Source organism: Haemophilus parainfluenzae (assembly GCF_003252725.1).
Taxonomy (GTDB): Bacteria; Pseudomonadota; Gammaproteobacteria; order Enterobacterales; family Pasteurellaceae; genus Haemophilus_D; species Haemophilus_D parainfluenzae_L.
Genome location: NZ_QEPO01000004.1, coordinates 37,246 through 62,861, shown reverse-complemented (window position 1 = coordinate 62,861; position 25,616 = coordinate 37,246). Strand labels below are relative to the sequence as shown.

22 protein-coding genes are annotated in these 25,616 nt (G+C 40.5%); 10 read left to right on the top strand and 12 right to left on the bottom strand.

Annotated features, from left to right (window positions below; genetic code table 11):
• Positions 1 to 89 precede the first annotated feature (89 nt).
• The 4 genes from DPV85_RS06160 (at position 90) to DPV85_RS06145 (ending at position 7,136) form a co-directional block, all read left to right on the top strand.
• On the top strand, positions 90 to 1,190 hold the full coding sequence (locus tag DPV85_RS06160; RefSeq protein ID WP_111327419.1) for a NapC/NirT family cytochrome c: 1,101 nt from the start codon (positions 90 to 92) through the stop codon (positions 1,188 to 1,190).
• 27 nt (positions 1,191 to 1,217) lie between these two features.
• Positions 1,218 to 3,695, top strand: coding sequence for a trimethylamine-N-oxide reductase TorA (gene torA / locus DPV85_RS06155; RefSeq protein WP_111327418.1), 2,478 nt, complete (start codon positions 1,218 to 1,220; stop codon positions 3,693 to 3,695).
• 274 nt (positions 3,696 to 3,969) lie between these two features.
• Entirely contained in the window at positions 3,970 to 5,454 is a 1,485-nt protein-coding gene (locus tag DPV85_RS06150; protein ID WP_111327417.1) for an aldehyde dehydrogenase family protein, read from the top strand.
• 227 nt (positions 5,455 to 5,681) lie between these two features.
• A complete protein-coding gene (locus tag DPV85_RS06145) occupies positions 5,682 to 7,136 on the top strand; it encodes a DASS family sodium-coupled anion symporter (RefSeq protein WP_065242610.1) in 1,455 nt (484 codons plus the stop codon).
• Positions 7,137 to 7,225: 89 nt separating this feature from the next.
• On the opposite strand, the gene DPV85_RS06140 is transcribed toward DPV85_RS06145, so the two are convergent.
• Positions 7,226 to 7,528 (bottom strand): YMGG-like glycine zipper-containing protein, encoded by a 303-nt coding sequence (locus DPV85_RS06140; protein WP_111327416.1) that lies wholly within the window; start codon positions 7,526 to 7,528, stop codon positions 7,226 to 7,228.
• Between the two features lie 1,415 nt (positions 7,529 to 8,943).
• Here DPV85_RS06140 and DPV85_RS09960 point away from each other — a divergent pair.
• From DPV85_RS09960 to DPV85_RS06115, 3 genes are all read left to right on the top strand, one after another.
• Entirely contained in the window at positions 8,944 to 9,144 is a 201-nt protein-coding gene (locus DPV85_RS09960; protein WP_207798037.1) for a hypothetical protein, read from the top strand.
• Positions 9,083 to 9,388, top strand: coding sequence for a ribonuclease toxin immunity protein CdiI (cdiI, locus tag DPV85_RS06120; protein WP_207798036.1), 306 nt, complete (start codon positions 9,083 to 9,085; stop codon positions 9,386 to 9,388). The genes DPV85_RS09960 and cdiI overlap by 62 nt, the downstream gene beginning before the upstream one ends.
• A gap of 64 nt (positions 9,389 to 9,452) precedes the next feature.
• Complete coding sequence (locus DPV85_RS06115; RefSeq protein WP_111327414.1) at positions 9,453 to 9,653, top strand: hypothetical protein; 201 nt, start codon at positions 9,453 to 9,455, stop codon at positions 9,651 to 9,653.
• 208 nt (positions 9,654 to 9,861) lie between these two features.
• On the opposite strand, the gene purT is transcribed toward DPV85_RS06115, so the two are convergent.
• The 4 genes from purT to DPV85_RS06095 form a co-directional block, all read right to left on the bottom strand.
• Entirely contained in the window at positions 9,862 to 11,043 is a 1,182-nt protein-coding gene (gene purT, locus DPV85_RS06110) for a formate-dependent phosphoribosylglycinamide formyltransferase (protein ID WP_111327413.1), read from the bottom strand.
• Between the two features lie 9 nt (positions 11,044 to 11,052).
• A complete protein-coding gene (luxS, locus tag DPV85_RS06105) occupies positions 11,053 to 11,556 on the bottom strand; it encodes an S-ribosylhomocysteine lyase (RefSeq protein ID WP_049365080.1) in 504 nt (167 codons plus the stop codon).
• Between the two features lie 256 nt (positions 11,557 to 11,812).
• The gene (locus DPV85_RS06100; protein WP_070853235.1) at positions 11,813 to 12,292 is read right to left on the bottom strand and encodes a YqaA family protein; all 480 of its coding nucleotides are present in this window, start codon (positions 12,290 to 12,292) and stop codon (positions 11,813 to 11,815) included.
• A complete protein-coding gene (locus DPV85_RS06095) occupies positions 12,292 to 12,891 on the bottom strand; it encodes a beta-phosphoglucomutase family hydrolase (RefSeq protein WP_014064499.1) in 600 nt (199 codons plus the stop codon). Before DPV85_RS06095 ends, DPV85_RS06100 begins: the two co-directional genes overlap by 1 nt.
• Before the next feature lie 111 nt (positions 12,892 to 13,002).
• Here DPV85_RS06095 and DPV85_RS06090 point away from each other — a divergent pair, with 111 nt between their 5' ends.
• Positions 13,003 to 13,368: a PRD domain-containing protein gene (locus tag DPV85_RS06090; protein WP_070868171.1), complete on the top strand. Its 366-nt coding sequence runs from the start codon at positions 13,003 to 13,005 to the stop codon at positions 13,366 to 13,368.
• A gap of 22 nt (positions 13,369 to 13,390) precedes the next feature.
• On the opposite strand, the gene ppx is transcribed toward DPV85_RS06090, so the two are convergent.
• From ppx to DPV85_RS06055, 7 genes are all read right to left on the bottom strand, one after another.
• A complete protein-coding gene (gene ppx / locus DPV85_RS06085) occupies positions 13,391 to 14,935 on the bottom strand; it encodes an exopolyphosphatase (protein ID WP_111327412.1) in 1,545 nt (514 codons plus the stop codon).
• Between the two features lie 8 nt (positions 14,936 to 14,943).
• Positions 14,944 to 18,843: an autotransporter assembly complex protein TamB gene (gene tamB / locus DPV85_RS06080; protein ID WP_431830606.1), complete on the bottom strand. Its 3,900-nt coding sequence runs from the start codon at positions 18,841 to 18,843 to the stop codon at positions 14,944 to 14,946.
• 3 nt (positions 18,844 to 18,846) lie between these two features.
• A complete protein-coding gene (gene tamA, locus DPV85_RS06075) occupies positions 18,847 to 20,583 on the bottom strand; it encodes an autotransporter assembly complex protein TamA (protein ID WP_111327410.1) in 1,737 nt (578 codons plus the stop codon).
• Between the two features lie 189 nt (positions 20,584 to 20,772).
• Positions 20,773 to 21,207: a D-aminoacyl-tRNA deacylase gene (gene dtd / locus DPV85_RS06070; protein WP_049369691.1), complete on the bottom strand. Its 435-nt coding sequence runs from the start codon at positions 21,205 to 21,207 to the stop codon at positions 20,773 to 20,775.
• Complete coding sequence (locus DPV85_RS06065; protein ID WP_111327409.1) at positions 21,204 to 22,028, bottom strand: virulence factor BrkB family protein; 825 nt, start codon at positions 22,026 to 22,028, stop codon at positions 21,204 to 21,206. The genes dtd and DPV85_RS06065 overlap by 4 nt, the downstream gene beginning before the upstream one ends.
• Complete coding sequence (locus DPV85_RS06060) at positions 22,028 to 22,501, bottom strand: YchJ family protein (RefSeq protein ID WP_111327408.1); 474 nt, start codon at positions 22,499 to 22,501, stop codon at positions 22,028 to 22,030. Before DPV85_RS06060 ends, DPV85_RS06065 begins: the two co-directional genes overlap by 1 nt.
• Position 22,502: 1 nt before the next feature.
• The gene (locus tag DPV85_RS06055; RefSeq protein ID WP_111327407.1) at positions 22,503 to 23,168 is read right to left on the bottom strand and encodes an MOSC domain-containing protein; all 666 of its coding nucleotides are present in this window, start codon (positions 23,166 to 23,168) and stop codon (positions 22,503 to 22,505) included.
• Positions 23,169 to 23,290: 122 nt separating this feature from the next.
• Here DPV85_RS06055 and DPV85_RS06050 point away from each other — a divergent pair, with 122 nt between their 5' ends.
• Both DPV85_RS06050 and udp read left to right on the top strand, forming a co-directional pair.
• Complete coding sequence (locus DPV85_RS06050) at positions 23,291 to 24,790, top strand: helicase HerA-like C-terminal domain-containing protein (protein WP_070868165.1); 1,500 nt, start codon at positions 23,291 to 23,293, stop codon at positions 24,788 to 24,790.
• Positions 24,791 to 24,839: 49 nt separating this feature from the next.
• Positions 24,840 to 25,598 (top strand): uridine phosphorylase, encoded by a 759-nt coding sequence (gene udp / locus DPV85_RS06045; protein WP_111327406.1) that lies wholly within the window; start codon positions 24,840 to 24,842, stop codon positions 25,596 to 25,598.
• Positions 25,599 to 25,616: the final 18 nt, after the last annotated feature.

Below are 25,616 nucleotides of genomic sequence, written 5' to 3'. Positions count from 1 at the left end.
AAGATCATAGTTTCTTTCTCACTATATCCCTACAATTCATAATACTTATTTATAGTTATATTTTTGTCGTTTGTATCGTTGGAGTGTCTATGTCAAAAATGAAGAAAATCGTGACCACACTTTACTTGGCTGGTGTCGGCGCTGTGGCATTGTGGGGAACGCAGTGGGTTATGCATAAAACCAGTACACCGGAGTTTTGTGTCAGTTGTCATTCAATGAGCTATCCAAAAGAAGAATGGGAAGGCTCTAGTCACTTTGCTAATGCAAAAGGTGTGCGAGCACAATGTTCAGACTGCCATATTCCAAAAGAAGGTTGGCATTATGTCAAAGCTAAATTTATTGCTTTAAAAGACTTGTGGTATGAAGCACAAGGCAAGATTGAGAATAAAGAAAAATATGAAGTCCACCGTGCAGAGCTTGCTCAAATGGTATGGAATGATATGAAAGCCAACGATTCAGAAACCTGTCGTAGCTGTCACAGTTTTGATGCAATGGAGCTTTCAAAACAAACTAAATTAGCAAAACAAACTCATACAGATGCTCAAACAAATGGCCAAACCTGTATTGATTGTCATAAGGGTATTGTTCACTTCCTTCCTGAAGTGCATGGCGATCAAAATGCACAAAAATCCTCTGAAGCAAAAGGAGGTGCAATATCAGATGGTTCTACTATTTTCGCTACTGAAATGGTGAAAGCGACCAATGATAAAGGCAGTGAGGTTCGCTTAATGCCTTATGCAGAATTAATGCAATGGAAAGTAAATGGTGATCAAGTTCAAGGTACTTTACATGGTTGGCAACAAGTAGGAGCTGAAGCGGTTGTTTATCAAGAATTAGGCAAACGTATCACGCTTGCTTTACTGGATGAAGATGCACGTAACCATGTTCAAGTCGTAAAAATAGTACATGATGCAGTAACGGATTCTGACTGGAAAGAAATCAATGTTGTGGTGAATGTCGCAAAAGAAAAAATGTCATCAGATCTGGCCGCACTTAATCAATATGGCAATCAGTTAAATCAAACTCAATGTAGTGGTTGTCACGCGGCAATTGGTGCGGATCATTACACGGCTAACCAATGGATTGGTGTGGTGAACTCTATGAAAGACCGAACATCAATGAACAAAGATGAAGTACGTGCATTAACTATTTATCTGCAACGCAATGCCAAAGATATGGCAAAACAATAATAACCAACTATCTAAAACGAGGCTGAAATGAAAAAGAATAACGTAAATGAACAACGTCGTGATTTTCTGAAAAAAACATCTTTAGGAGTGGCAGGTAGTGCCCTTTCTGGTGGTATGGTGGGCGTTGTATCAAAAAGTGTGGTCGCAAAAGAAGCTGAAATGAAAACAGTGGTTACTGCGGCTCACTGGGGACCGCTTGGTGTGGTTGTGGAAGATGGTAAAGTTGTGAAATCCGGTCCAGCTATTGAGCCCGCTGTACCGAACGAATTACAAACAGTTGTTGCCGATCAGCTATACAGTGAAACTCGCGTGAAATATCCAATGGTGCGTAAAGGCTTTTTAGCTAACCCAGGAAAAAGTGATACCACAATGCGTGGTCGTGATGAATGGGTGCGTGTTTCTTGGGATGAAGCGTTAGATTTAGTACACAATCAACTTAAACGTGTTCGTGACGAACATGGTCCAACAGGCATTTTTGCTGGTTCTTATGGTTGGTTTAGTTGTGGTTCATTACATGCTTCTCGTACGTTATTACAGCGCTATATGAACGCTACCGGTGGTTTTGTAGGGCATAAAGGGGATTACTCTACGGGTGCTGCGCAAGTCATCATGCCACACGTACTCGGTACTATTGAAGTCTATGAACAACAAACCAGCTGGGAATCAGTGTTAGAAAACAGCGATATTATTGTGCTTTGGTCTGCAAACCCACTCACAACCATGCGTATTGCTTGGATGTCTACCGACCAAAAAGGGATTGAATATTTCAAAAAATTCCAAGCGAGTGGTAAACGCATTATTTGTATCGATCCGCAAAAAAGCGAGACTTGCCAAATGCTGAACGCAGAATGGATTCCGGTGAATACAGCAACGGATGTGCCGTTAATGCTTGGTATTGCGCATACTTTAGTTGAACAAGGTAAGCACGATAAAGATTTCTTGAAAAAATATACGTCGGGTTACGCTAAGTTTGAAGAATATTTATTAGGTAAAACCGATGGCCAACCAAAAACAGCAGAATGGGCATCAAAAATTTGTGGTGTACCGGCAGAAAGGATTAAACAGCTTGCAGCAGATTTCTCTAGCAAACGAACCATGTTAATGGGTGGTTGGGGTATGCAACGCCAACGCCATGGTGAACAAACCCACTGGATGTTAGTCACTCTAGCGTCAATGTTAGGACAAATTGGCTTGCCAGGTGGTGGTTTCGGTTTAAGTTATCACTATTCAAATGGTGGGGTGCCAACGGCGACAGGGGGTATTATCGGCTCTATTACCGCTAGTCCATCAGGCAAAGCGGGAGCAAAAACATGGTTAGATGATACCTCTAAATCTGCTTTCCCATTGGCGCGTATTTCAGATGTGTTGCTCAATCCAGGCAAAAAAATTCAGTATAACGGTACTGAAATTACTTACCCAAATATCAAAGCAGTATATTGGGCAGGCGGTAATCCGTTTGTTCACCATCAAGATACCAATACCTTAGTGAAAGCTTTCCAACAACCGGAAGTGGTGATTGTGAATGAAGTGAACTGGACACCAACTGCGCGCATGGCAGATATTGTATTGCCCGCAACTACCAGTTATGAACGTAATGACTTAACCATGGCTGGCGACTACTCCATGATGAGCATTTACCCGATGAAACAAGTGGTCCCGCCGCAATTTGAAGCGAAAAATGACTACGATATTTTCGTTGAACTCGCAAAACGAGCAGGTGTGGAAGAACAATACACTGAAGGTAAAACGGAAATGGAATGGCTGGAAGAATTCTACAATGCAGCCTTTACTGCCGCACGTGCAAACCGTGTTGCAATGCCTCGTTTTGATAAATTCTGGGCAGAAAATAAACCGTTAAGCTTTGAAGCGGGTGAAGCCGCGAAGAAATGGGTACGTTATGGTGAATTCCGTGAAGATCCATTACTCAATACTCTTGGCACGCCGTCAGGCAAAATTGAGATTTTCTCTGATGTTATCGAGAAAATGCATTATAACGACTGTAAAGGTCACCCAAGCTGGATGGAGCCAGAAGAATTTGCGGGTAATGTGACAGAAGAATATCCGTTAGCTTTAGTAACGCCACATCCTTACTATCGTTTACACAGCCAATTGGCGCATACTTCATTACGTCAAAAATATGCGATAAACGATCGTGAGCCTGTGATGATTCATCCTAAAGATGCGGCTGCTCGCGGTATTAAAGATGGTGATATTGTTCGTGTTCATAGCAAACGCGGTCAAGTGCTTGCAGGTGCGGTTGTGACAGAAAATATCATCAAAGGTACTGTCGCTCTTCATGAAGGTGCATGGTATGACCCAATGGATTTAGGTGAAAGTGAAAAACCGTTGTGTAAAAATGGTTGCCCGAATGTATTAACACGCGATGAAGGCACATCAAAACTTGCACAAGGTAACTCACCAAATACCTGTATTGTTCAGGTTGAAAAATTTACAGGTAATGCACCTGAAGTCACCGTGTTTAAACAACCGAAACACGCTGTGTAAAACCAATAAAAAACGACCGCACTTTGATTTTATCCATTCAGGTGCGGTCTTTTTCAATAAGTTTTTCTGTACTTTGTTTTTTTTCACCTATCAAATCAATTTTCTCTACCTTTCCTTCTGACCACCAAAATGTGATCTGTCTCCCAGTTTTAAGTCTTGTCTTGTACTAAAATCAACCCATAGTCCTCTTTTACGGACAAAATATTAAAGACCTGATGGTGTAAAAAGATCAGGTATTACTTTGATTCACAACGTAGAAAAAAGGAGAAAACAGATGACAAAAGATCTTAATGTCTTTGATAAACACTATGGTTTATTGATCAACGGCGAATGGACAAATGGCTCTGAGGGTAATACCTTAACAGCATATAACCCTGCAAATGGTGAAGCCTTAGCCACCTTTATTGACGCTACGGATGCAGATGTCGATGCTGCAGTGAATGCTGCGAAAGAGGCCTTTAAAACCTGGAAAAATACGAGCGCAGCGGAACGAGCTACAATTTTGAATAAAATTGCAGATATTATTGACGAAAATACCGAATTATTCGCTTTACAAGAAACGTTGGATAACGGTAAACCGATTCGCGAAACACGCGCAGCAGATATTCCGTTGGCATCAGATCATTTCCGTTATTTTGCCAGTGTTATTCGCGCCGAAGAAGGTGTCGCAAACCAACTGGATAGCGAAGATTTGTCGTTGATTTTACGCGAGCCTATTGGCGTTGTTGGTCAAATTATTCCATGGAACTTTCCGTTCTTAATGGCTGCATGGAAAATAGCACCTGCATTGGCAGCAGGTTGTACCGTCGTGATTCACCCATCTTCCTCTACTTCATTGAGCTTACTTTCCTTAGCTCAAAAAATTAATCATTTATTACCGAAAGGTGTCTTCAATGTTATTACTGGTAAGGGTTCTAAATCTGGCGAATACATGTTGCACCATACTGGATTTAACAAACTGGCATTCACCGGTTCCACCGAAATCGGTAGAAAAATTGGTGTGGCTGCTGCTGAAATGTTGATTCCATCCACCTTGGAATTGGGTGGTAAATCAGCCAATATTTTCTTTGACGATATGCCATTTGATAAAGCATTGGAGGGCGCACAAAAAGGAATTCTCTTCAACCAAGGGCAAGTGTGTTGTGCCGGTTCACGTATTTTCGTACAAGAAAGCGTTTACGATAAATTTATCGCGGCACTAAAAGAAGAATTTAAGAAAGTTAAAGTCGGCTTACCTTGGGAAGATGACACGCAAATGGGGGCGCAAGTAAACGGAAATCAAGTTAAGGTTATTAGCAAGTATGTTGATATTGCTAAAGAAGAAGGGTGTCAAATCGTCGTTGGTGGAGGTAAATCAACCGACCCGGCATTGGCTCGAGGCGAATTTTTCCAACCAACCTTAATTTTAGCGCCTGATAACAAAAAACGCGTGGCACAAGAAGAAATTTTTGGTCCGGTTGCTGTGGTAATCAAATTCAAGGATGAAGCAGATGTAATTAAAATGGCAAATGACAGTGATTATGGCCTAGGTGGTGCGGTGTGGACATATAACATTAACCGTGCGCTACGAGTTGCACGAGCACTTGAAACTGGTCGAGTTTGGGTGAACTGTTATAACCGTTTACCAGCTGGAGCTCCTTTCGGTGGTTATAAAACCTCTGGTATAGGTCGTGAAACCCATAAAATGATGCTTGACGCTTATACACAGGTGAAAAATATCTTCATCAGCACCCGTGAAGAGCGCGAAGGCATGTATTAATCATTCACTTTCTAACCTAAAAAACGACCGCACTTTGATTTTATCCATCAAAGTGCGGTTTATTTTTTATTTATATCAAATTTTTACTCAATTCTGTTAAAAAAATGCGCTTAAATCTTTACTCGTACTAAATAAGTGGTATCTTTGTACTCGTTTATTTAATCGATTGCGTCACTGCCGTTATACGTGATGAATTATTTTTTGTTCATTTATCTAGGAGTTATCCTATGGAAAGTAAAATTCCAGCAGTAGAAGTCAAACTAGGCTTTAAATGGCAAGGGCTGCTGATTGCAGTCATCGTTGGTTTAGGGATTTGGTTAATCCCAACGCCAGAAGGCTTATCCGCAAAAGCATGGGGAATGCTAGCACTGTTTGTGGCAACCATTGTGGCTATTATCGCTAAAGCAATGCCTATGGGTGCTGCAACGCTAGTTGCCTTAGTGATTAGTGGCTTGACTGGGCTTACGCCAATTTCGCCAAAACAAGGTGATGTCGGCATGTTATCCGGTTTTGCAAACGGCACAATTTGGTTGATTGCTATTGCTATGTTTTTATCTCGAGCGGTGATTAAAACCGGTTTAGGTAAACGTATCGCGCTGTACTTCGTTGGTCGTTTTGGAAAAAAAATGATGGGCGTGGCCTATGGTATGGCGTTGGCTGATGTTGTTATCGGTCCTGGTATTCCTTCGGCTTCTGCGCGTGGGGGCGGTATTATGTACCCTATTATGCAATCTATTGCTGATGCATATGAGTCCAAACCGGGTCCAACTGCTCGTCGTGCAGGTGCTTTCTTAGCGATTGCTGTCTCTCAAATCGATACCATTATTTGTACCATGTTCTTAACCGCCATGGCGGGTAACCCGTTAATTGCAGAACTCGCGAAAAGCCAAGGTGTAGAAATCACTTGGATGACATGGTTCTTAGGGGCGATCGTACCAGGTATTGTGAGCCTAATCGTCTTGCCTTATTTCGTGTATTTAATTTATCCGCCAGAATTAAAAGATACGCCTAAAATGGCAGAAATGGCACGTGAAGAATTAAAAAGCATGGGCCCAATGAGCAAAGCGGAATGGATTCTTGCCCTAGACTTTATCCTTCTTTTATTCCTTTGGACGGTGGGTGATTTAGTCTTCCATATCCCTGCAACAATTTCAGCGTTTATCGGTTTAGTGATTTTATTATTAACCAATATTATGAGCTGGAAAAATATCGTAGCAGAAACCACCGCATGGGATACGATGTTCTGGTTTGCGGTATTGGTGATGATGGCAAATGCACTTAACAAATACGGTGCAATCACTTGGATTTCTACCCACATTTCTTCATCTGTGGGTGGTTTCAGCTGGCCAATTGCCTTTACTATTTTAGTTTTGGTGTATTTCTATACCCGCTATTTCTTTGCTTCAGCCATGGCGCATATTTCCGCCATGTATCTCGCTTTCGTGGCTGCGGCTATTGCTGTGGGTACACCACCAATCATTGCTGCAATTGGTTTAGGTTACACCTCAACATTATCCATGAGTTTAACGCAATATGCAGGTGGTCCTGGCCCTGCTCTATACGGTTCAGGTTATAACTCAACCGGTCAATGGTGGGGCGTGAGCTTTATTGTTTCCATCCTTTCATTAGTGATTTGGTTTGGTGTAGGGGGATTATGGATGAAACTCCTTGGCTGGTGGTAATCCTTATTAATTCATAAATAATCCCTAAAAAAACGACCGCACTTTGATTTGTATCTCAAAAGTGCGGTCATTTTTATCTGTATTTTGAATTAATCATCCCAGTCGTCATCCCAATCACGATGTCTTCTGTGATGGTGATGTTTTTTATGTTTTTTATGATGGCGATATTCTCTGTCATCATAGTCTCCGCCTTTGTTCACTTGACTACCGATTACGCCACCTAATGCTGCACCGCCGAGTGTTGTGGCAATATCACCACCTAATAAACCACCGGCTACGCCACCGATTGCTGCACCTGTTGCAGTATGACGTTGTTGTCTGTCCATTTCACAAGCGGTTAAGCTTCCTGCTAATGCAACAATCACTAACCCTTTCATCAATTTAGATTTCATAAATCTACTCCTCTATTTTTGTCGGGATTGCAGCCTAAGCTCTTATGCAATCCGGCGTGTAAAAGCATTCCTTTTACGATTGCTTTGACTATGAGGAAAATTAGTAAGTTCAAACGGCTCGTTCAATTGGTTTAAGAATGAACAATTTTTGGTATGATTGTTGAGAGGTTTAATTAGTGATTAAATAGGATTGTGTAAAATCTATTTTCACTAATTGAAGTTAAGTCTCAAGTAATAAAATAATTAGTAAGAAAATGAAAAAAATATACTAATACCTTTATTTACACTACTGACTTCTTGTACTTCAGATGTCAATGATCCCATAGTTAGGTTTTGGAATGGAGATTATTCTGTAAGGAATAATGCCGCTGAGTTTGATAAAGAAAGACGAATATTTTATGAAAACGAACCTCAAGAAACAAAGTTATTGAGGATTAAAAATGAACAACACTGAAAAAAACTAACTAAATCATTGTTTTATGAGAAAAAACATAAATATGGTGATACTTATAGAGTTAATATGAGTGATATTTTTGTTCATTGTATGAGAGTAAATGGAACGCTGTTATATAAAGATTCTCCTAAAAAGTATGAATGGCTTACTGATGAGGATGTAAGAGTAAAATAACAAGGTGGGGAATTAGATCTTCGAATTAATGTTTTGATTTAAGGCTGAATTTTTGATCAAAATGCGCCTTCATTGGCTAATAAACCACTATCTAAGGATGAAAAGAAATCATGAAAAAAATGAATTTATTGAGATTATAAAAATGTCAATATTTCTAATTATTATGGCAACTTTATACTCTCTATATAAATTTAACTTTGATTTTTCTAAAGTTAAAATTTTATCTATATTAAAGTGGTATCCAGCATCATTTATTTGTGTATTGGTTGGCTTTTATCTTAGTCGTTTTCTAAAAAATAGTAGGTAGAAAACTAGACATGGTACATGAATGATGAAAGTAATATTGTGAGATGAAAACATGAGTAAGATAAATCTCTGTATCTTTTTGCTTTGTAGTATTTTGACTGCATGTGTTTCTTCTGATAGCTATTTTGTTAGTTTTTGGAATGGGGATGTGATACCTAAAAGGCCATATGAGGAACAAAAGACTTTTGAATTATGTTATGAGAAATATAAAAATCTTCCAGATAAGACAAATGAGGAACGAGAGGTCATAAGTTTGAAAGTTATGGATTGTATGCACACCATGAAAAAATGATAGTGTTCAAAATAACGTTAAAATGGTATGTGAATTTCTTTTTAAAGATAGCGTAAACCTATAAAGTGCGGTCAATTTTCAAAGAGTTTTAAAACCTCTCAAAAATTGACTGCACTTTTATTTTATTATCAGTCTTGAGAAAGGTATCATTTCATTATTATATTGATAAAGATACTAAAGGAGTAACAAATGTACACCCAGAATAGTATTCCCTTATATACAGCCAAAGGAGAAGATTCTCGTAGTCCTTTAAATTTTTTTTATGGTGGAACAGGTGGCTTAGATGAACCTGAGTTTAGTATAAAAACCTACTTTAATATTGTTTATTATGAGGGAGCTTTTTTTAAAAGCTATTTATTCTGTTCTGATAGAAAAGGATGGATTCTGTGAGGAGGGAGCAGATTGCTATTACCCTGATATGAATAGTCCGTTTCCAGAAGATCACTTTGAAGGGGTAAGGTTTGAGATTGGAGGCTTATGTGATCCTAGATATCAGGTTCATGTATCTGAAGAAACCTGCTTTATGTATTTTAAAAAAGCATGTGAACGTTTTTTGGAATTACATCCTGAAAAAGAATATGTAGAGTTTATTTATGATATTTTAAACAACTGGGAATCATCAAAGATGAAATAAAAGTCAAAATTTTTGTCTATTTTTAATAGGTAAATTAATAATATAAGAGTGCTATGAGAAAATAATGGATATATTTAATTTTTTTGAAAATATTGTTTACTCTAGGGTGATTGAAAAATTCGGAGTTGTTAAAGTTGATTTTGAGAAAGAGGGAGATTTTGGTTATTTAACTAGATTTGACTTATATTCAAATAAAAAAACAGCAACTATTGAGCTCTGGAGTAGTCATTGGGTAGGGTTGGAAATATATAAAATAGAGATATAGATATTATATATAACAAAATGATTTCTCCTGAGGAAGTATCAGAAAAAGATTTTTTTGAATTTATGGAGGTTTTATTTAATGGTAATTAGCGAAAGTTTGCTTTTATAGCCTGGAGATATAAAGTGCTGTCAATTTCAAAGAGTTTTAAAACCTCTCAAAAATTAACCGCGCTTTTTGTATTTTCAAAGATGCTTATGTTAAGCAAATCTTATAATTTCACATTCAACTTCGCGTAAGCACGTTCTACTTTTTCTAATGCTTTTTCCACGGAAATATCACGAGCGAGTAAGACACCTAAACGGCGATGACCATTGACTTCGCCTTTGCCGAAAATACGAATATTGGTGTTTGGTTCAGCTAACACTTCGGCGATATTGCCAAATTGTACGTTTTTCGATTGCCCTTCCACCACAATCGCTTTTGAAGCCGATGGGCTAATGAGAGTGATTTCTGGAATAGGTAAGCCTAAAATCGCACGGGCGTGTAAGGCGAACTCGGATAATTCTTGAGAAATTAGTGTGACCATGCCGGTATCATGTGGGCGTGGGGAAACTTCATTGAAGATAACTTCATCACCACACACAAACATTTCCACCCCGAAAATACCGCGACCACCTAATGCAGTGGTAATTTTCTCTGCCACCTCTTGTGCTTTTTTCAACGCTGCATCAGACATGGCTTGTGGTTGCCAAGATTCGCGATAGTCGCCATCTTCTTGACGATGGCCGATTGGCGCTAAGAAGCTCGTGCCGTTGATGTGGCGAACGGTGAGTAAGGTGATTTCATAATCGAATTTAACAAACCCTTCTACAATCACGCGTCCTGCGCCTGCGCGACCACCTTGTTGAGTGTAATCCCAGGCTTTTTGTAAGTCGTCTTGGGATTTTAAAATACTTTGACCGTGGCCAGAAGAAGACATAATCGGTTTCACCACGCAAGGAATACCGATTTTTTCAACCGCACTTTGGAAGTCAGCAAAGTTATCGATAAATTGATAAGGTGAGGTTGGTAGGCCAAGCTCTTCGGCAGCCAAGCGGCGAATGCCTTCACGATTCATCGTCAGCTTGGTGGCTTTGGCGGTAGGTACAACATTAAAACCCGCTTGTTCTAATTCAATCAGCGTATCAGTCGCGATGGCTTCCACTTCCGGCACGATGTAATCTGGGCGCTCTTTTTCCACAAGGGCTTTAAGTGCTGCACCATCTAGCATAGAAATCGTATAAGCACGATGTGCCACTTGTTGTGCTGGGGCGTTTTCATAACGATCGACGGCAATCACTTCCACGCCTAAACGTTGTAATTCAATCACCACCTCTTTGCCCAGTTCACCAGAGCCAAGCATCATCACTTTGATAGCATTCGGGGTTAATGCTGTACCTAAGGTTGTCATGTTGTGTCCTTATTTTAAGAAAGATTCATCAAGCGCTAAATCGTCATTTTTATTAATCCCCACACCGCGAGCAATCACATTTTTAGCAATTTCATGTGCTTCTTCTAAAGAATGCTCGGTGTAAGTTCCGCATTGGTATTCGTTCAATTCAGGAATTTGGTTTTGATCTTGCACGGTTAAAATATCTTTCATGGAAGCTAGCCATGCATCAGCCACTTGTTGCTCGTTGGGTGTGCCGATTAATGACATGTAAAAACCTGTGCGGCAACCCATTGGGGAAATATCGATGATTTCTACATTGTCATTGTTTAAATGGTCACGCATGAAGCCTGCAAATAAATGCTCAAGGGTGTGAATCCCTTTTGGTGGGAGAATTTCTTTGTTTGGAATGCAAAAACGAAGATCAAAAACAGTGATGTCATCGCCCTTTGGGGTACGCATCGTTTTGGCAACGCGCACGGCAGGTGCGTTCATTCGGGTGTGATCTACTTTAAAACTGTCGAGTAATGGCATATTTATTTCCTTGAAAATCAGTGATTTGTAAATTAATTGCAAGTTTTTGTAAATTTTTTTACATTTTTTTACAATTTCTTTGAACTTTTCTTTTTAGTGTCGGTCTTATAGAACAAGCAACTTGCAGTTGTTTTAATAAAATTGGTTCCTTAGGTTATTTGCCCCTTACTCGATAAGGGGCGTTTTTTTATCTGTTGAATATCAATTCGTCTTTATTCTAGCCCACAACCACATTATGTACAAAGGCTATTCTCGGCTATGACACGAAAGGTAAACTGAAAAAGAGCAAGGCAATATAACGCAGTCCTTTTCCAATCGTCATAAAAATCAAACAACTGAGCCAATTCAATCGAAGCCAACCGGCTACCGCACAAAACACATCCCCGATAATAGGCAACCAGCTCAATAATAGAGTGATGGCGCCATAGCGTTGTATTTTGTTTATTGCCCATAAAGTGCGGTCATTTTTGCTGTCAATTTTCGGAAACCATCGCCCAATCCAGTAAGTGGTGAGACTACCGAGCGTATTACCTGCGGTTGCCAGAAAAACAAGCCAGAAAATATCCGCACTTAATAATGATCCGACCAATACTTTTGGCGCAGCCAGGGAGACAAACACAATTTCTGAATTACCCGGCAAGATGGTGGCACTTAAGAAAGCGCTGAAAAACATCAGCCACAAGCCATGGGTTTGCCAAAAATCAGCCCAAAAGCTGAAAGAGAAAATGTCCCACATTAGGCTCTAATAATCTCGCGCGTTCTGACATCAAACACATCCATCCCTGCATTTAATCCCGCTTTTACGCCGAGATCGGCATCTTCAAAGACGATACAACGTGATGGTTCGGCTTTTGCCAGTTCTGCGCAACGTAAAAAGGTTTCTGGATGCGGTTTATGTTCTTTCACATCATCAGCGCTGACAATGGCGTTAAAGTAATGTTTGATATCTAATTTTTGCATTAACATATCAATCATTTGGCGGTTCGAGCCTGAACCGAGCGCAATCGGCTTTTGTTGATAGTAATGACGCACCACGTCAAAGGTTGGGAGTAATTTTGATTCTGTTGGAATCAATTCATAGGAAAGTTTGCGTTTTGCTTGTATCACTTCATTTAAACGTTCTTGTGGCATACCGGCATCTTGCATAATGGCTGAGGCGATTGTGCTCACGGTTGCCCCACCTAAATCATACATAATTTGGCTGTTAAAACGATAACCAAATTGTTCTCCCACCATGTTCCACGCACGGGCGTGTACTGGCATGGTATCGATTAAGGTGCCATCCATATCAAAAATTAGGCCATCATATTTTTCAAAAAGTCTGTTATCTATCATTTATTGCTTTCCTATTTAGTAAATTTTTTCACTTTGTTTCAATTTTGTGATCTGTGCACTGGTAATTTTATGAAATAGCGGTAAAGTTATCCTATCTCAAAGAGGAATGTTATGTCGTTACTCAAACAATTAACCCGTTGGAAAATTCGCGGTCAGATTGATCAGGACGTTATTGATATTATTCTGACTTTGCAAAGTCGCCTAGAGCATCATTGGCGCATTGATGTGTCGATTCCGACCGTCATCACACTCTTATTGCATATTGCCAACAGCCTTGCTCGCTTAAAACGAGGCGGTTGTGTTTCTCCGCTTCATCAGCCTTTTTATGATGAAATGCAAAGTGCGGTCATTTTCCCCGATGTTTTGGAAATTCACCACGATTTGCTTTCTTTTATTCCGCAAGAAATTCCCGAAGCCGAGCAGAGCTATTATCTCGCTAATATTTATAGCTTGCTGTTGGAGCAAGATAAAAAATAAGGGCACGAAAGCCCCTATTTTATCAGTTAAAAATCAAACTGAGTTCTAAATCTTTGAGTAAATTGCTTTCTAAGCGCAATTCATTCCACACTAACGGATTGTTATCCAAATAATGTTTCTCAAAAGTCAGTTCCCAAGTCTGCAAAGAGCGGTCAATTCTGAGATTGATTTTATCGGTGCTATCTGTTGCCTGACGAGATTTATTTAAAATCACCGAAATGCGTAAAAGAAGCAGTAAAACAAGGACATCCTCATCCGCATAACGAGCAAAAATCGGTAAATCATTCTTTTTAAATGCACTCGTATGATAACGAACCAAATTCACCAATAAGCGTTGCTGCTCACGATCAAAACCCGGTAATTCCATATTTTGCAGAATATAAGCGGAATGTTTTTGCACATTGCGATGATTGATCACAATGCCGACTTCCAATAAACGAGCTGCCCAAATCAACAGGTTTTTCATTTCATCAGCAAGATGCGGTTTTTGCCAATGGGTGTATTGCTCAATTAAGGTTTTCGCACTATTTGCCACGCGATCAGCTTGCGCTAAATCTAAGTTAAATTGTTCGGCAAGTCCTAATGCGGTGCGTGTGCGGATATCTGAAACTTGGAAGTTTTGTTCCAAGCTGTAAATCACCCCCTCACGCAAAGCGCCGTCAGAATAGCGCATATTTTCTAAGCCAAAAACGTCAAAAACGGCACTTAAAATGGCTAAGCCTGGCACAAAGACATCCACGCGATCAGGGTTTAATCCCGCAATATTAAGCTCTTCAAAATGGGATGCTTGTAAGGTTCGTTCAATTAAATTTTGTAAGCGCTCAGCGGTGATGATGCCGTTCGGATCAAGCGTTGCGGTAATCACTTGATAGACGGTTTTGATGGTGCCTGATGAGCCTAACACTGATTGCCACCCGAGCTTGCGATATTCCCAGCTTAAATCTTCAATTTTATTGACCGCACTTTGGCGAGCTTGCTCGAAGTTTTCTTTTGAAATTTCGCCATTCGGGAAGAATTTTTTGGCAAAGCTCACACAACCCATATGACGACTTTCTGCCACTAAGGGGGTGAAATCATCACCGATGATCATTTCGGTCGAGCCACCACCAATATCAATGATCAGTTTACGTCCGCTTTCAGGTTGAGTGTGGCAAACACCAGCATAAATGGTTTTGGCTTCCGTTTGACCGCTGATGATATGAATGGGATAAGGAAAGACAGTGGCAGCCTGACGTAAAAATTCGTCATTATTGACCGCTCTTCGTAAGGTATAAGTGCCTACGACATTCACATTTTTCGGCTCAAAGCCTTGTAAGCGTTCAGCAAAAAGCGCAAGGCAATTTACACCGCGCTCAATGGCTTCTTGGCTTAGTACATTGTGCTCATCTAAGCCGTCAGCGAGTCTCACCTTTTGTTTTAAACGAGAAAGCACCTGAATCGAGCCATTGATAATCCGCGCCACAATCATGTGGAAGCTGTTTGAGCCTAAATCAATGGCGGCAATCTCCCGGGCCTCACCTCGGTGATGAGGTTCTGCGAGTTGAGCCAGTTGCTTGTCGTTATGCATGTCCTTTCCTAAAATTCAAATTGATACAATAAATCAAAAACTTGGTTTGTACTGGAAACCGATTGGAAATAAAGTTGTGGCATCAAGCGGTAACGCAAGGTCACTTCAGCTAATCCATCAAACAATCCCACACCGTATTTCACTTGTAAGCGTTTACCAATATTACCACTAACTTGTACTTTGGAGCTATCCCCAACACCGGCAGTGCCTAAGTTTAAGTCTTGAATACCAAAGGCTTCGCCAATACCGCCGACGACTTTACCACTTTTCGCTAAACCTAAGCCAAGTAATGCCGCACCGACAGAACCACTAGAGCCTGCTTCACCGCTGTTTTCTAATGAGCGACCGGTTAATAAATAAGAAAGCGCCTGGTCTTGAGATTTGGCTGGGTCAGAGAAAATCGTGACTTGTGGGCTAGATGCCATACCAATCACTTTTACTCCTGCGGTCACTTTACTGTCTTCCATGGCTTCTGGGTTACGAATTGCTTCAATGTTTAACATCGGTTGTGAAGGTAAACCAGCGAAGCTGATTTGCCCTTTACGAATTAATAAATCCTGTCCAAAAGAAGCATAACGACCATTTTTCAGGTTAATTTGACCAAATAAACCTAATTTGCCTTTATCCTGTTTCACAGAAAGTAAGCCGTTCAAATTGGTTTTTAAACCATAGGCATCTAAATGCACATCGTCGCCGATTTTAATTTTTAAATCAGATTGAATTTGCATGCCCGATTTAGTTTCGGTTGCAAATTGGCGATTGATGAGTTCTTCTTTACTTTTTCTCGGGCCATTTAAAATCACTTCGTCTTCACTCACAGGCTCGGCATTATCCGGCAAGCTTTCAATGGCAATTCTTGCCCATGGAATATCCACGTTTCCGCTCAAATCTAAGAGTTTTGGCGAGGCTTTGACAACCACATTCGGGCTGACTTTTAATTTCGCCATAGACGGAATATCGACTTTGAAGTTATCCGCTTGCGCTCTAACTTCTGCCGTCCAGTTATTCATGTTAGCCCAGTTAGCTTGCCCATTAATATTCAGCTTACTATCTGGTGTTTGAACATGGCCATTTAAGGTTGAAGAGGTACCATTAAAGCGGATTGCTACTTGACCATCAGTTACATCAAAAGGCAGGCTTTTCAGTTTTGTTTTTACATTGCGGATATCGAAATTACCGTTTAATAATGGTTTTTCTAAATTGCCACCGAAACTTAAGCGAGAAACCACTTCACCATCCATGCTTTCACCGCTAGAGAAAAGTTGATTCGCTAAGGATAAACGTAACCCTTCAATGGTAAAGGTACCGCCTAATTGTCGACCTTTACTTAAATCATTAATTTTTAAGTCTGTGCCGATTCGACCTTGATTCTGAACGTTAATGTCTGATTTCAGGGTTAAATTGTTATTTTGAATATCGGCATTCACACTTAATTTAGGAATATCTAGTTTAAAGGTACGGTAGTCTAATTTTTGTGCCACACTAATGTTATTACCTTCTACTGCCACATTCAGTTGTAACGGTTTATCGCTGAACCACGCCACTTTACCTCGACTTTTTAATTGGCCTTTGAGCGTATCTTGACCCATCAATTTATTCACTAAATCTAAATTAATGCGTTTAAGCTCAAAAGGGACTTCGCCGTTTTTTCCTGCCGTAAATTGTTGTGGGAAACACAGATCTAAGTCTTGGTTAATCCAGCAGTGTGAACCAATGGTGGCTTGGATTTTTTTATTATCATAAGTCACCGGAATGGTTTGGTTTACTTTAAAATCACCGATAGGTGAGTTTAGGCTCACTTTGCTTAAATTACCTTTCCACTGCTGAGAAGTGCGGTCAAAATTACCGGTGATTTGTAAATCAGCTGCAACAGGTTCACCTTTGGATTTTAAGTTAAGCGTATGATGTTTTTCATCACCTGATACATTCAAATCAATATTATGTAATTTGATGCTGTCGCCATAGCGGAAGTTTTCCGCTTTGACGGTAAGTTCACCTTTCACTTGCGGTTCACTCACAACATTACCTTTAATTAAGGCTTTAGATAAGTTTAACCCTTGGAAGTGCAAGCTCTGTGCCGTTAAATCGGTATTAATGGTTGGTGCAGTAAGTTTGCCTAAGATTTGTGCTTTGCCGACGACGGAGCCCGCTAAATCTTGCCACAGACCACGCAAGCTTGGTACGTTGATATCTAAATCTAGGTTTGATTTATCACCTAATATACCTTTTGCCGCAATGCGGTTTTCGCCATAGTTCAGCAATAAATCAGGAATGTTTAATAAGGTTTCATTACTTAAAAAGGCACTTCCTTTTAAACTTAATGGGCGAGAAGAGAGACTACCCGTTAAATCCACGGCTGGCACATCTACTTTCCAATGATTGGAATCAGCGGAACCTTTTGAGCTCACTTTGCCTGATAATACGGCTGGCATGGCTGGCACATAAGGGCGAATGTTCATTTTGTTTAAATCAGCAGTTACATCCCATTGCGCGCCATCTTTCCAGTTTGATGAACCTGTTAAACGAGCCGTACCATCTAGGGCAGCAAGTTTTAATTCGTTGAGGGTAACTTCATAGAGTTTACCGTCTGCATTCAAATCAATATGGGTGTGAGGGATATGATCCATACCGTCCAAGCCACCGACAACCTCTGCGTGATAATTCAATAAATCGCCCGTGAGCTTGATATCGACATCGTTAATTTTGAGCGGTGCAAGGCTATCTGCAAAAGCGTATTGACCTTTTTTCGCTTTTAACTGCAGATTTAATGGCATTTTATCTTCAGCCAGTTTCACATCACCCGTTAAGGTCGCATCAAGTACGCCTTGTGTGGTTAACGAAAGTGCGGTCGTTTTTTTCAATGAACCCGATAAATTGAGATCAACTTTGCTGGCTGGCAGAATAGTTTTATCTTTTGATTTAAAGGCTTGGAGATCAGATTTTAATGTGAGATCAACAGGAAAATCTTCATTGAGCTGGAGTTGTCCTTGGCTAGAAAGTGTACCGAGAGAGCTGTTAATGTCGAGTTTTTGTAATTTCACTAAATGATCGGTGGCATCCGCTTGCAATTCTACTTTAGGCACGGTGATTTTTTGTGTTTCTTCGCCTTTTTCATTGAGCGATTGATATTGCCAGTTTGTACCCAAAACACTTGGAATGTGCATATCAAAAGGCAAGTTCACCGTATTTAAATTACCTAAAAAAGCGGGTGTGAGTGTTTGCTCAATTTGCGCCCAATCAACGGGTTTAGCTGGTTCTTTTTGCTCTGGCTGAGGGGGATTCGGTTGAGTTTGGGAGACCGTTGAGAAAAGCACATCTGAAAGCGTGGTGGGCTCAAGAGTAAGGCCTGATTCATTGTTTAAACTGACCGCACTTTGAAAGGACGAAAAGGTAATATTGCTTTGATCGAGTTTCATATCAAAGTCAGTAATCGCCACATTTTTTACTTGCACAGAAACCGGTAAATGGATTTTTTCCATTGGACCACTTTCAGTCTGTTTCTCTTCAGAAGGCGGCATAACACTAGTATCAATAGCAATTTTCGGCTGTGTTAAGCTGAGATCATCAACAATAATATCACCCGAAAGTAAACGAGCTAAATTCAGCTGTAAGCGCGTTTTAGGAAGGGCTACATCGACACCGGTTGTTTGAAAACGTAAATTTTCTAAGACTAAACCATCTTGTAAGCCACCGCTGACTTGCCCAATAGATAAGCTATCGAGCATTTTATCGGCGAGTTGAATAATTGCACGTTGCCCACTATCAAAAGAAAGTGCTGTGACTAAGCCTAAAACAGGAATAAAAATGACCGCACTTCCGACACATAAAATTTTACGGCAGGTCTTTTTCTTTTTAATTGGTTGTGTGGTTTGGTTATCTGGTTGTTTTTCTTGTTCAGACATAGTCATACCCTAAATTTCAGCCCCTAAGCCAATGTAAAATTGAATGTTTTTGCTGTTATCTTTATCTCGAATTGGCGTCGCAATATCAAATTTGATGGCGCCAACTGGCGATGCCCAACGCACACCGACACCCGCACCATAGCGCAATTCGGTGGCTTTGTAAGAGTTAGCTGCCAAGCCGGTATCCGCAAATACCGCTCCCCACCAATTTGGGTAAACTTGATATTGATATTCAAGGCTACCTGTTACTAATCGAGAACCGCCGACTAATTTCCCCTCTTTATTTTTCGGCGAAATTTTCTTATAACCATAACCTCGCACGCTGCGATCGCCCCCCGCAAAGAAACGTAATGCTGGTGGAATTTTACGAATATCCGCAGTATTCAAATAGCCAATTTCGGCACGGGTAATAAAACGGTGATTTTCTGCATAAGTACGAATCCATGCGGTGGAAGCTTGAACTTTAAAGAAATTGGCTTCTGACATCCAAAGCTTATTTCCTAAATCAACCGTGATTTTTTGGGTATCTCCCCATGTTGGGAATTGACCACCTCTTAAACGGGTCCGGCTAAAGCCCCCAGTTGGGTAAACCAGGAAGGTTTTATCGGTGAAATCAGCTTGTGTGTAGCTGTCATAACGGACACGAAGACCTGCAAAATATTGCCAACCCTCTCTATTATTCCAATAACGTAATGCAGCGAAGGTGAGGGCTTTGGTATCCGTATCGTTTTTATTTTCTTTTTCATAACCTGTTGAAAATTCATAATAATAATTTAATGGATTTTTCAACAATGGCATTTTATAGGTGGCTTCAAAGTTTTGCTTTGGCGCAGAGACGTAAAGATTTGTACGGAAACTATGGCCTTGACTATTAATCCAAGGTTTTGTCCAACCAATTTGGACATGAGGACCCGTATCGGTTGCAAAACCGACCCCGAGCTCCATTGCGTTTTTCTTGCGTGGATAAAGCAACAGTTCGATATCCACTAATTTTTCTTCTTCGCGGACATGAGGCTGTAAAAGCACTGAGCTAAACCAGTTGGTAGAAGAAAAATCGTTAGTTAATTCAGATAAATCGCTGACTAAATAAGGATCGCCCGATTTAATGTTGAGCATATTTTGCAAATAGTCTTCGCGAATTTGGGAATGGTTGAATGTGATGTTGCCGTAATGATAACGCACGCCACTATCAAACAGCATACGCCACCATGCTTCATGGGTTTCAGGGCTGATTTCTAAGCGAGAAATTTGGAATTTTCCGTCAAGATAACCACGAGCAAGGGCAAGGTTTGAAATGCTGCTTTTATAGTCATCGTATTTTTGATGCTCAACTAACTCACCTTGTTTTGGCAAGTTTTTACGGAGTGCTGTGAAATTTTCGTCTTCTGCCGCTTCGCCTGTAATTTCAACTTCTGTTCCCGCAATTTTGCTTGGTTCACCGGGTTTTACATTAGCAATGAGCAAATCTCGTTGACCTTTGCGTTTTTTCAATTCAAAGGTGACTGAAGAACCATAATAACCGAAGACTCGAAGGCCTTTATCGACAGCATCTGAAACTAATTGTTTATACCGATCTGAGCCGTCCATCTCACCTTTATCAATGAGTTTGACATTCATATCAGTATTGCGAATGGCACGTTCACCCTTGATACCGCGGATCTCAATATCCACGGTTTGTTCTGCAAGGGCTGAAAAACTCATCCATCCAAGCAAAAGAGCGGTTGTTTTTAACGAAATTTTTTTCATTTTATTACAAGCTAAACTTTAAGAAGATCCACATCAAACCGCCTTAGTTTACCTATAAAATAAGGGGATTACCAATGCAATTATGGATGGGATTTGAAATTGTTATATGCGTTTGAGCGTTAATACGACAATGCGATCAAAGAAAGAGTTTCCTTTGCTTTGAAAAAAAATAGCGATTTTGGTCTTTATTCAGACATTTAACCAAAATGTAACTGGACCATCATTGGTGAGGCTCACTTGCATATCAGCCGCAAATTGTCCGTTGGCAACAGTGACTTTTTCTGCACATTTTTGCGAAAAATAGCCATACAATTCGTTAGCTAATGCAGGTGCCGCACCTTTTGAGAAACTTGGTCGTAAGCCTTTTTGCGTGTCAGCGGCTAAAGTAAATTGCGATACCACAAGCACTTCGCCACCGATTTGCTGCACGTTTAAATTCATTTTGTCATTTTCATCGCTGAAAATACGGTAATTTAAGACTTTCTCGGCGAGTTTATCCGCTTTGGCTTGATCATCTTCTTTTTCTACGCCTAATAAAACCAATAATCCTTTGCCGATTTGCCCCACAATTTGACCTTCAACTTCCACTTTAGCCTGCGTAACACGCTGAATTAACGCAATCATTTTACTTCCTCTAAATTCGTTTGCTCCATTGACCGCTCTTCTGCAAGTACTGCGGCTAATTGTGCGCCGAATAACACCACTGTCCAGCTGATTTGAATCCACAATAACATAATGGGTAGTGTTGCCATAGCACCGTAAATTAATTGGTAAGACGGGAATGTCGTAATGTACCAAGCAAAGGCCTGTTTCCCTAAGGTAAAGAAAATCGCCGCAATTAATGCGCCTGCTGCAGAGTGTTTGATGCTGACTTTCTTATTTGGCACGACCATATAAATGAGCGTGAAGATAAACCAAGTAGAAAGAAATGGCACAAAGCTGAGGAGTTTTAAGCCAAAAGAAAGCGATTCGGATTGCTCAAACATGGCTTTGACATAGGAACTTGCGGCAATGCTGGTACCGATTAAAAGTGGACCGAGCGTTAAAATGAGCCAATAAATAGCAAATGAAGTAAAAATTGGGCGATTACTGGTATCTTGCCAAATGCCATTAAGTGTACGGTCGATGGAGTTAATGAGCATTAATGCAACTAAAATCAAACTCACAATCCCCACGGCGCTCATTTGCTTAGAGTTATGGACGAATTCATCAATATATTGCCCCACAACATCACTTGCGGAAGGGGCAAAATTGGTGAAGATGAATTCTTTCAATGCCCCGGTTACTTCGTTAAAAACAGGAAAGGCGGAGAAAATCGAAAACACCACCATAATTAATGGCACAATGGCGAGCATGGTGCTGTAGGTGAGTGAACCAGCAGCTTGCGTTAATTTGTTTTCTTGAGAACGCTGCCAGAATAATGCGAGAAAAGACGTTAAGGTCATTAGAGCAAGCCTCCGCAACAATGTTTAAATTTCTTCCCTGAACCACAAACACAAGGTTGTTTATTACTTGGGAGTGGCACAGTGGGGTCAACAAAATACCAACGACCATCGATTTTTACAAAAATAGAATGTTCGTGATGCACTTGCGGCTGTTCGCTGCCTTGAAAATGTGCTTTAAATTCAACCGCACTTTGTGTTTTGGTTAAGGTTTCTGTTTTGACAATGTCTAAACCAAGCCATTGCGTTTCATCAGCCCAATCTTGCAGGGCTTTTTCATCTAATAAGGTTTGTTGGCTTGGTACCGTGGTTTGCACAATATAGGGAATATTTTTGAGCACAAACGCTGAATAGCGGGAACGCATGAGTTGTTCCGCTGTTTTTGGAAACATATTGCGTGAATGAAAGCGTCCGCAACAATCTTCGTAAGAAAGCGAAGATTGGCACGGACAAAGTGCGGTCGTTTTAGCCGACATTTTAGGCCGCCTGCTGTAAATTACGTAATTGTGAGTTAACAGAACGTTTAAACGCTGGCGCTAATTCCTCAATGGCTAAGGCCTCTTCTAATTCTGCCACACTTGAAGGGGTAGAAAGTAGCGTGTTTAAACGACGAATTGTCCATTCTGGATAAGGACGATGTTGCAAGATGAGTTCATCGCCTTGATGAATTTCACCTTCTTCGATCACGCGAACATACCAACCTGTCCAGCCTGACTGACGAATTACCTCTCTTGTATTCTCATTCTTGGTATTATGAGATAAACGCTCGCAAGGTTTACGTGGCTGAGATACTTCTAAAAGGGTAGAACCAATTTTGTAACGATCACCTATGCAGACATTATCTTCATGTAAGCCAGATACCACGAAGTTTTCACCATAAATCGCGCTACCGTGAAAATCAAACTTTTCACCAAGTAGCTCGTTTAAAGCAGGGAAAGACACATCAGACATAAAAAACAATGCTTTATCTACACCACCGTGATGGGCTTTTAAACCCACATCGTTACCTTCAGCACCCAGCGTGTGCACTTTTACCATAGGTACTGGTTTTTTACGGATGGCACTTTCATATGAGCTACCATCAGGGAATGTTAAGGTTTCGATCAATCCTGTTTTAATAATAAGAATTTTTGCGTTTGACATCTATTTTTCCTGCTTTGAGTTAGTTTTGATAAATTATACCGTAAAATCACTTTAATTTTGACCGCACTTCGTTTTTTCCTTATTATTCGTTTAAATAAAACCAACAAAACAAAGGAATCTTTATGCAATATTCTCTCGCGCGTACCGAACAAGGTCAAACCCTTGGTATTACCGCAAAAATGGCAAACCGTCATGGCCTGATCGCAGGGGCAACAGGGACAGGGAAAACCGTGACATTACGTAAAATGGCAGAGGCGTTCAGTGATGATGGTGTGCCGGTTTTTTTAGTGGATGTAAAAGGCGATTTGTCCGGTTTAGTAAAAGCGGGCACATTTAGTGGCAAAGTAGCAGAACGCATTGAACAATTTGATTTAGGTGGCGAGAGTTATTTAAATGGCTATCCTGTGTCATTTTGGGATGTATTCGGTGAAACCGGTATTCCGCTTCGCACCACGATTTCTGAAATGGGACCATTATTACTTTCCCGTTTATTAAATTTAAATGCAACCCAAGAAGGCTTATTAAACCTTGTATTCCGTGTGGCCGATGATAGAGGTTTATTGCTTATCGATCTGAAAGACTTGCGTGCCATGCTTAAATTTGTAGCAGAGAATGCGAAATCGTTCCAAGTAGAATATGGCAACGTATCAGCTGCGAGTGTGGGCGCGATTCAGCGTGCTTTATTGACCCTTGAAAATGAAGGGGCAACAAATCTTTTTGGTGAGCCAGCATTAAATCTTGAAGATTGGTTACAAACCCGTGATGGTCGTGGCGTGATCAATGTTTTAAATTCTGAAAAATTAATTAATTCCCCAAGAATGTATAGCGCATTCTTGCTTTGGTTGATGTCTGAATTATTTGAACAATTGCCGGAAGTTGGCGATCCGGATAAACCAAAATTTGTGATGTTCTTCGATGAAGCGCATTTACTCTTTGATGGTGCACCTAGTGTGTTGGTGGATAAAGTGGAACAAGTGGTTCGCTTGATTCGTTCTAAAGGTGTAGGGATTTATTTTGTGACCCAAAACCCATTAGATTTACCGGATACCGTGTTAGGGCAATTAGGTAACCGTGTTCAACACGCGTTACGTGCTTTTACACCACGCGATCAAAAAGCTGTGAAATCTGCGGCAGAAACATTTCGTTCTAACCCTGCTGTCAATGTGGTTGAAACCATTTCAACTTTAGGTGTGGGCCAAGCATTGATTTCATTCTTAGATGAAAAAGGTATGCCAACGCCTGTTGAAGTGGCGTATGTTTACCCGCCGAAAAGCCAACTTGCCCCGATAACTGAAGAAGAGCGAGCTGCTTGGGTGAAAGACGATGATCTTTATGCATTCTATAAAGATTACGTGGATAATGAATCCGCTTTCGAAGTATTAAATGCTCAAGCGGATTTAGCAGCAGTGCAACAAAAACAAGCCGAGCAAGCTCAGCAAGAGGAAGAAAGCGGTTTATTTGGTAGCTTAAGTCGTATGATTTTTGGTACGCAAAAGCGTGGGGATAAACTTTCTCCGACAGAACAAATTGTGAATAGCGTGGCAAAATCAGTGGGTCGCAATATTCGTAATGAAGTGACCAAACAAATCATGCGTGGTATCTTAGGGGCATTGAAAAAATAACGAAAATTTGACCGCACTTTGCGGCAAGAATGATAAAAAGGAGATTGTTATGTCTGATGTATTTCACTTAAACCTGACTAAAGCACAACTGAAAGGTGCCACATTAGCTATCGTGCCAGGTGATCCTGCGCGTAGTGAGCGTATTGCTAAAAAACTTGATAATCCTGAGTTTCTTGCAAGTACACGTGAGTTCACTTCTTGGTTAGGCTATTTAAATGGTCAACCGCTGGTGGTGTGTTCAACCGGTATTGGTGGCCCTTCTACGTCTATCTGTGTGGAAGAACTGGCTCAGCTTGGCGTGCGTACATTCTTACGTATTGGTACAACAGGCGCAATTCAACCACATATCAATGTAGGTGATGTTCTTGTTACAACGGGCGCAGTCCGCCTTGATGGTGCAAGCCGTCACTTTGCGCCAATTGAATATCCAGCAGTGGCAAATTTTGAATGTACCACGGCACTTTACAATGCAGCTAAAGAAAAAGGCATTGAGCCATTTGTAGGAATTACAGCTTCTTCAGATACGTTCTATCCAGGTCAAGAACGTTACGATACCTACAGCGGCAAAGTGTATCGTGATTACCAAGGCTTGTTAAAACAATGGCAAGATCTCAATGTGATGAACTATGAGATGGAATCAGCCACATTATTTACCATGTGTAATGCCCTTGGCTTACGAGCAGGTATGGTAGCTGGTGTGATTGTAAACCGTACACAACAAGAAATTCCAAATGAAGCCACCATGAAAGATACGGAAGATAAAGCAGTATCTGTGGTGGTGGAAGCAGCAAGAAAATTGTTAGCGTAAAACTCAGATAAAAAGAAC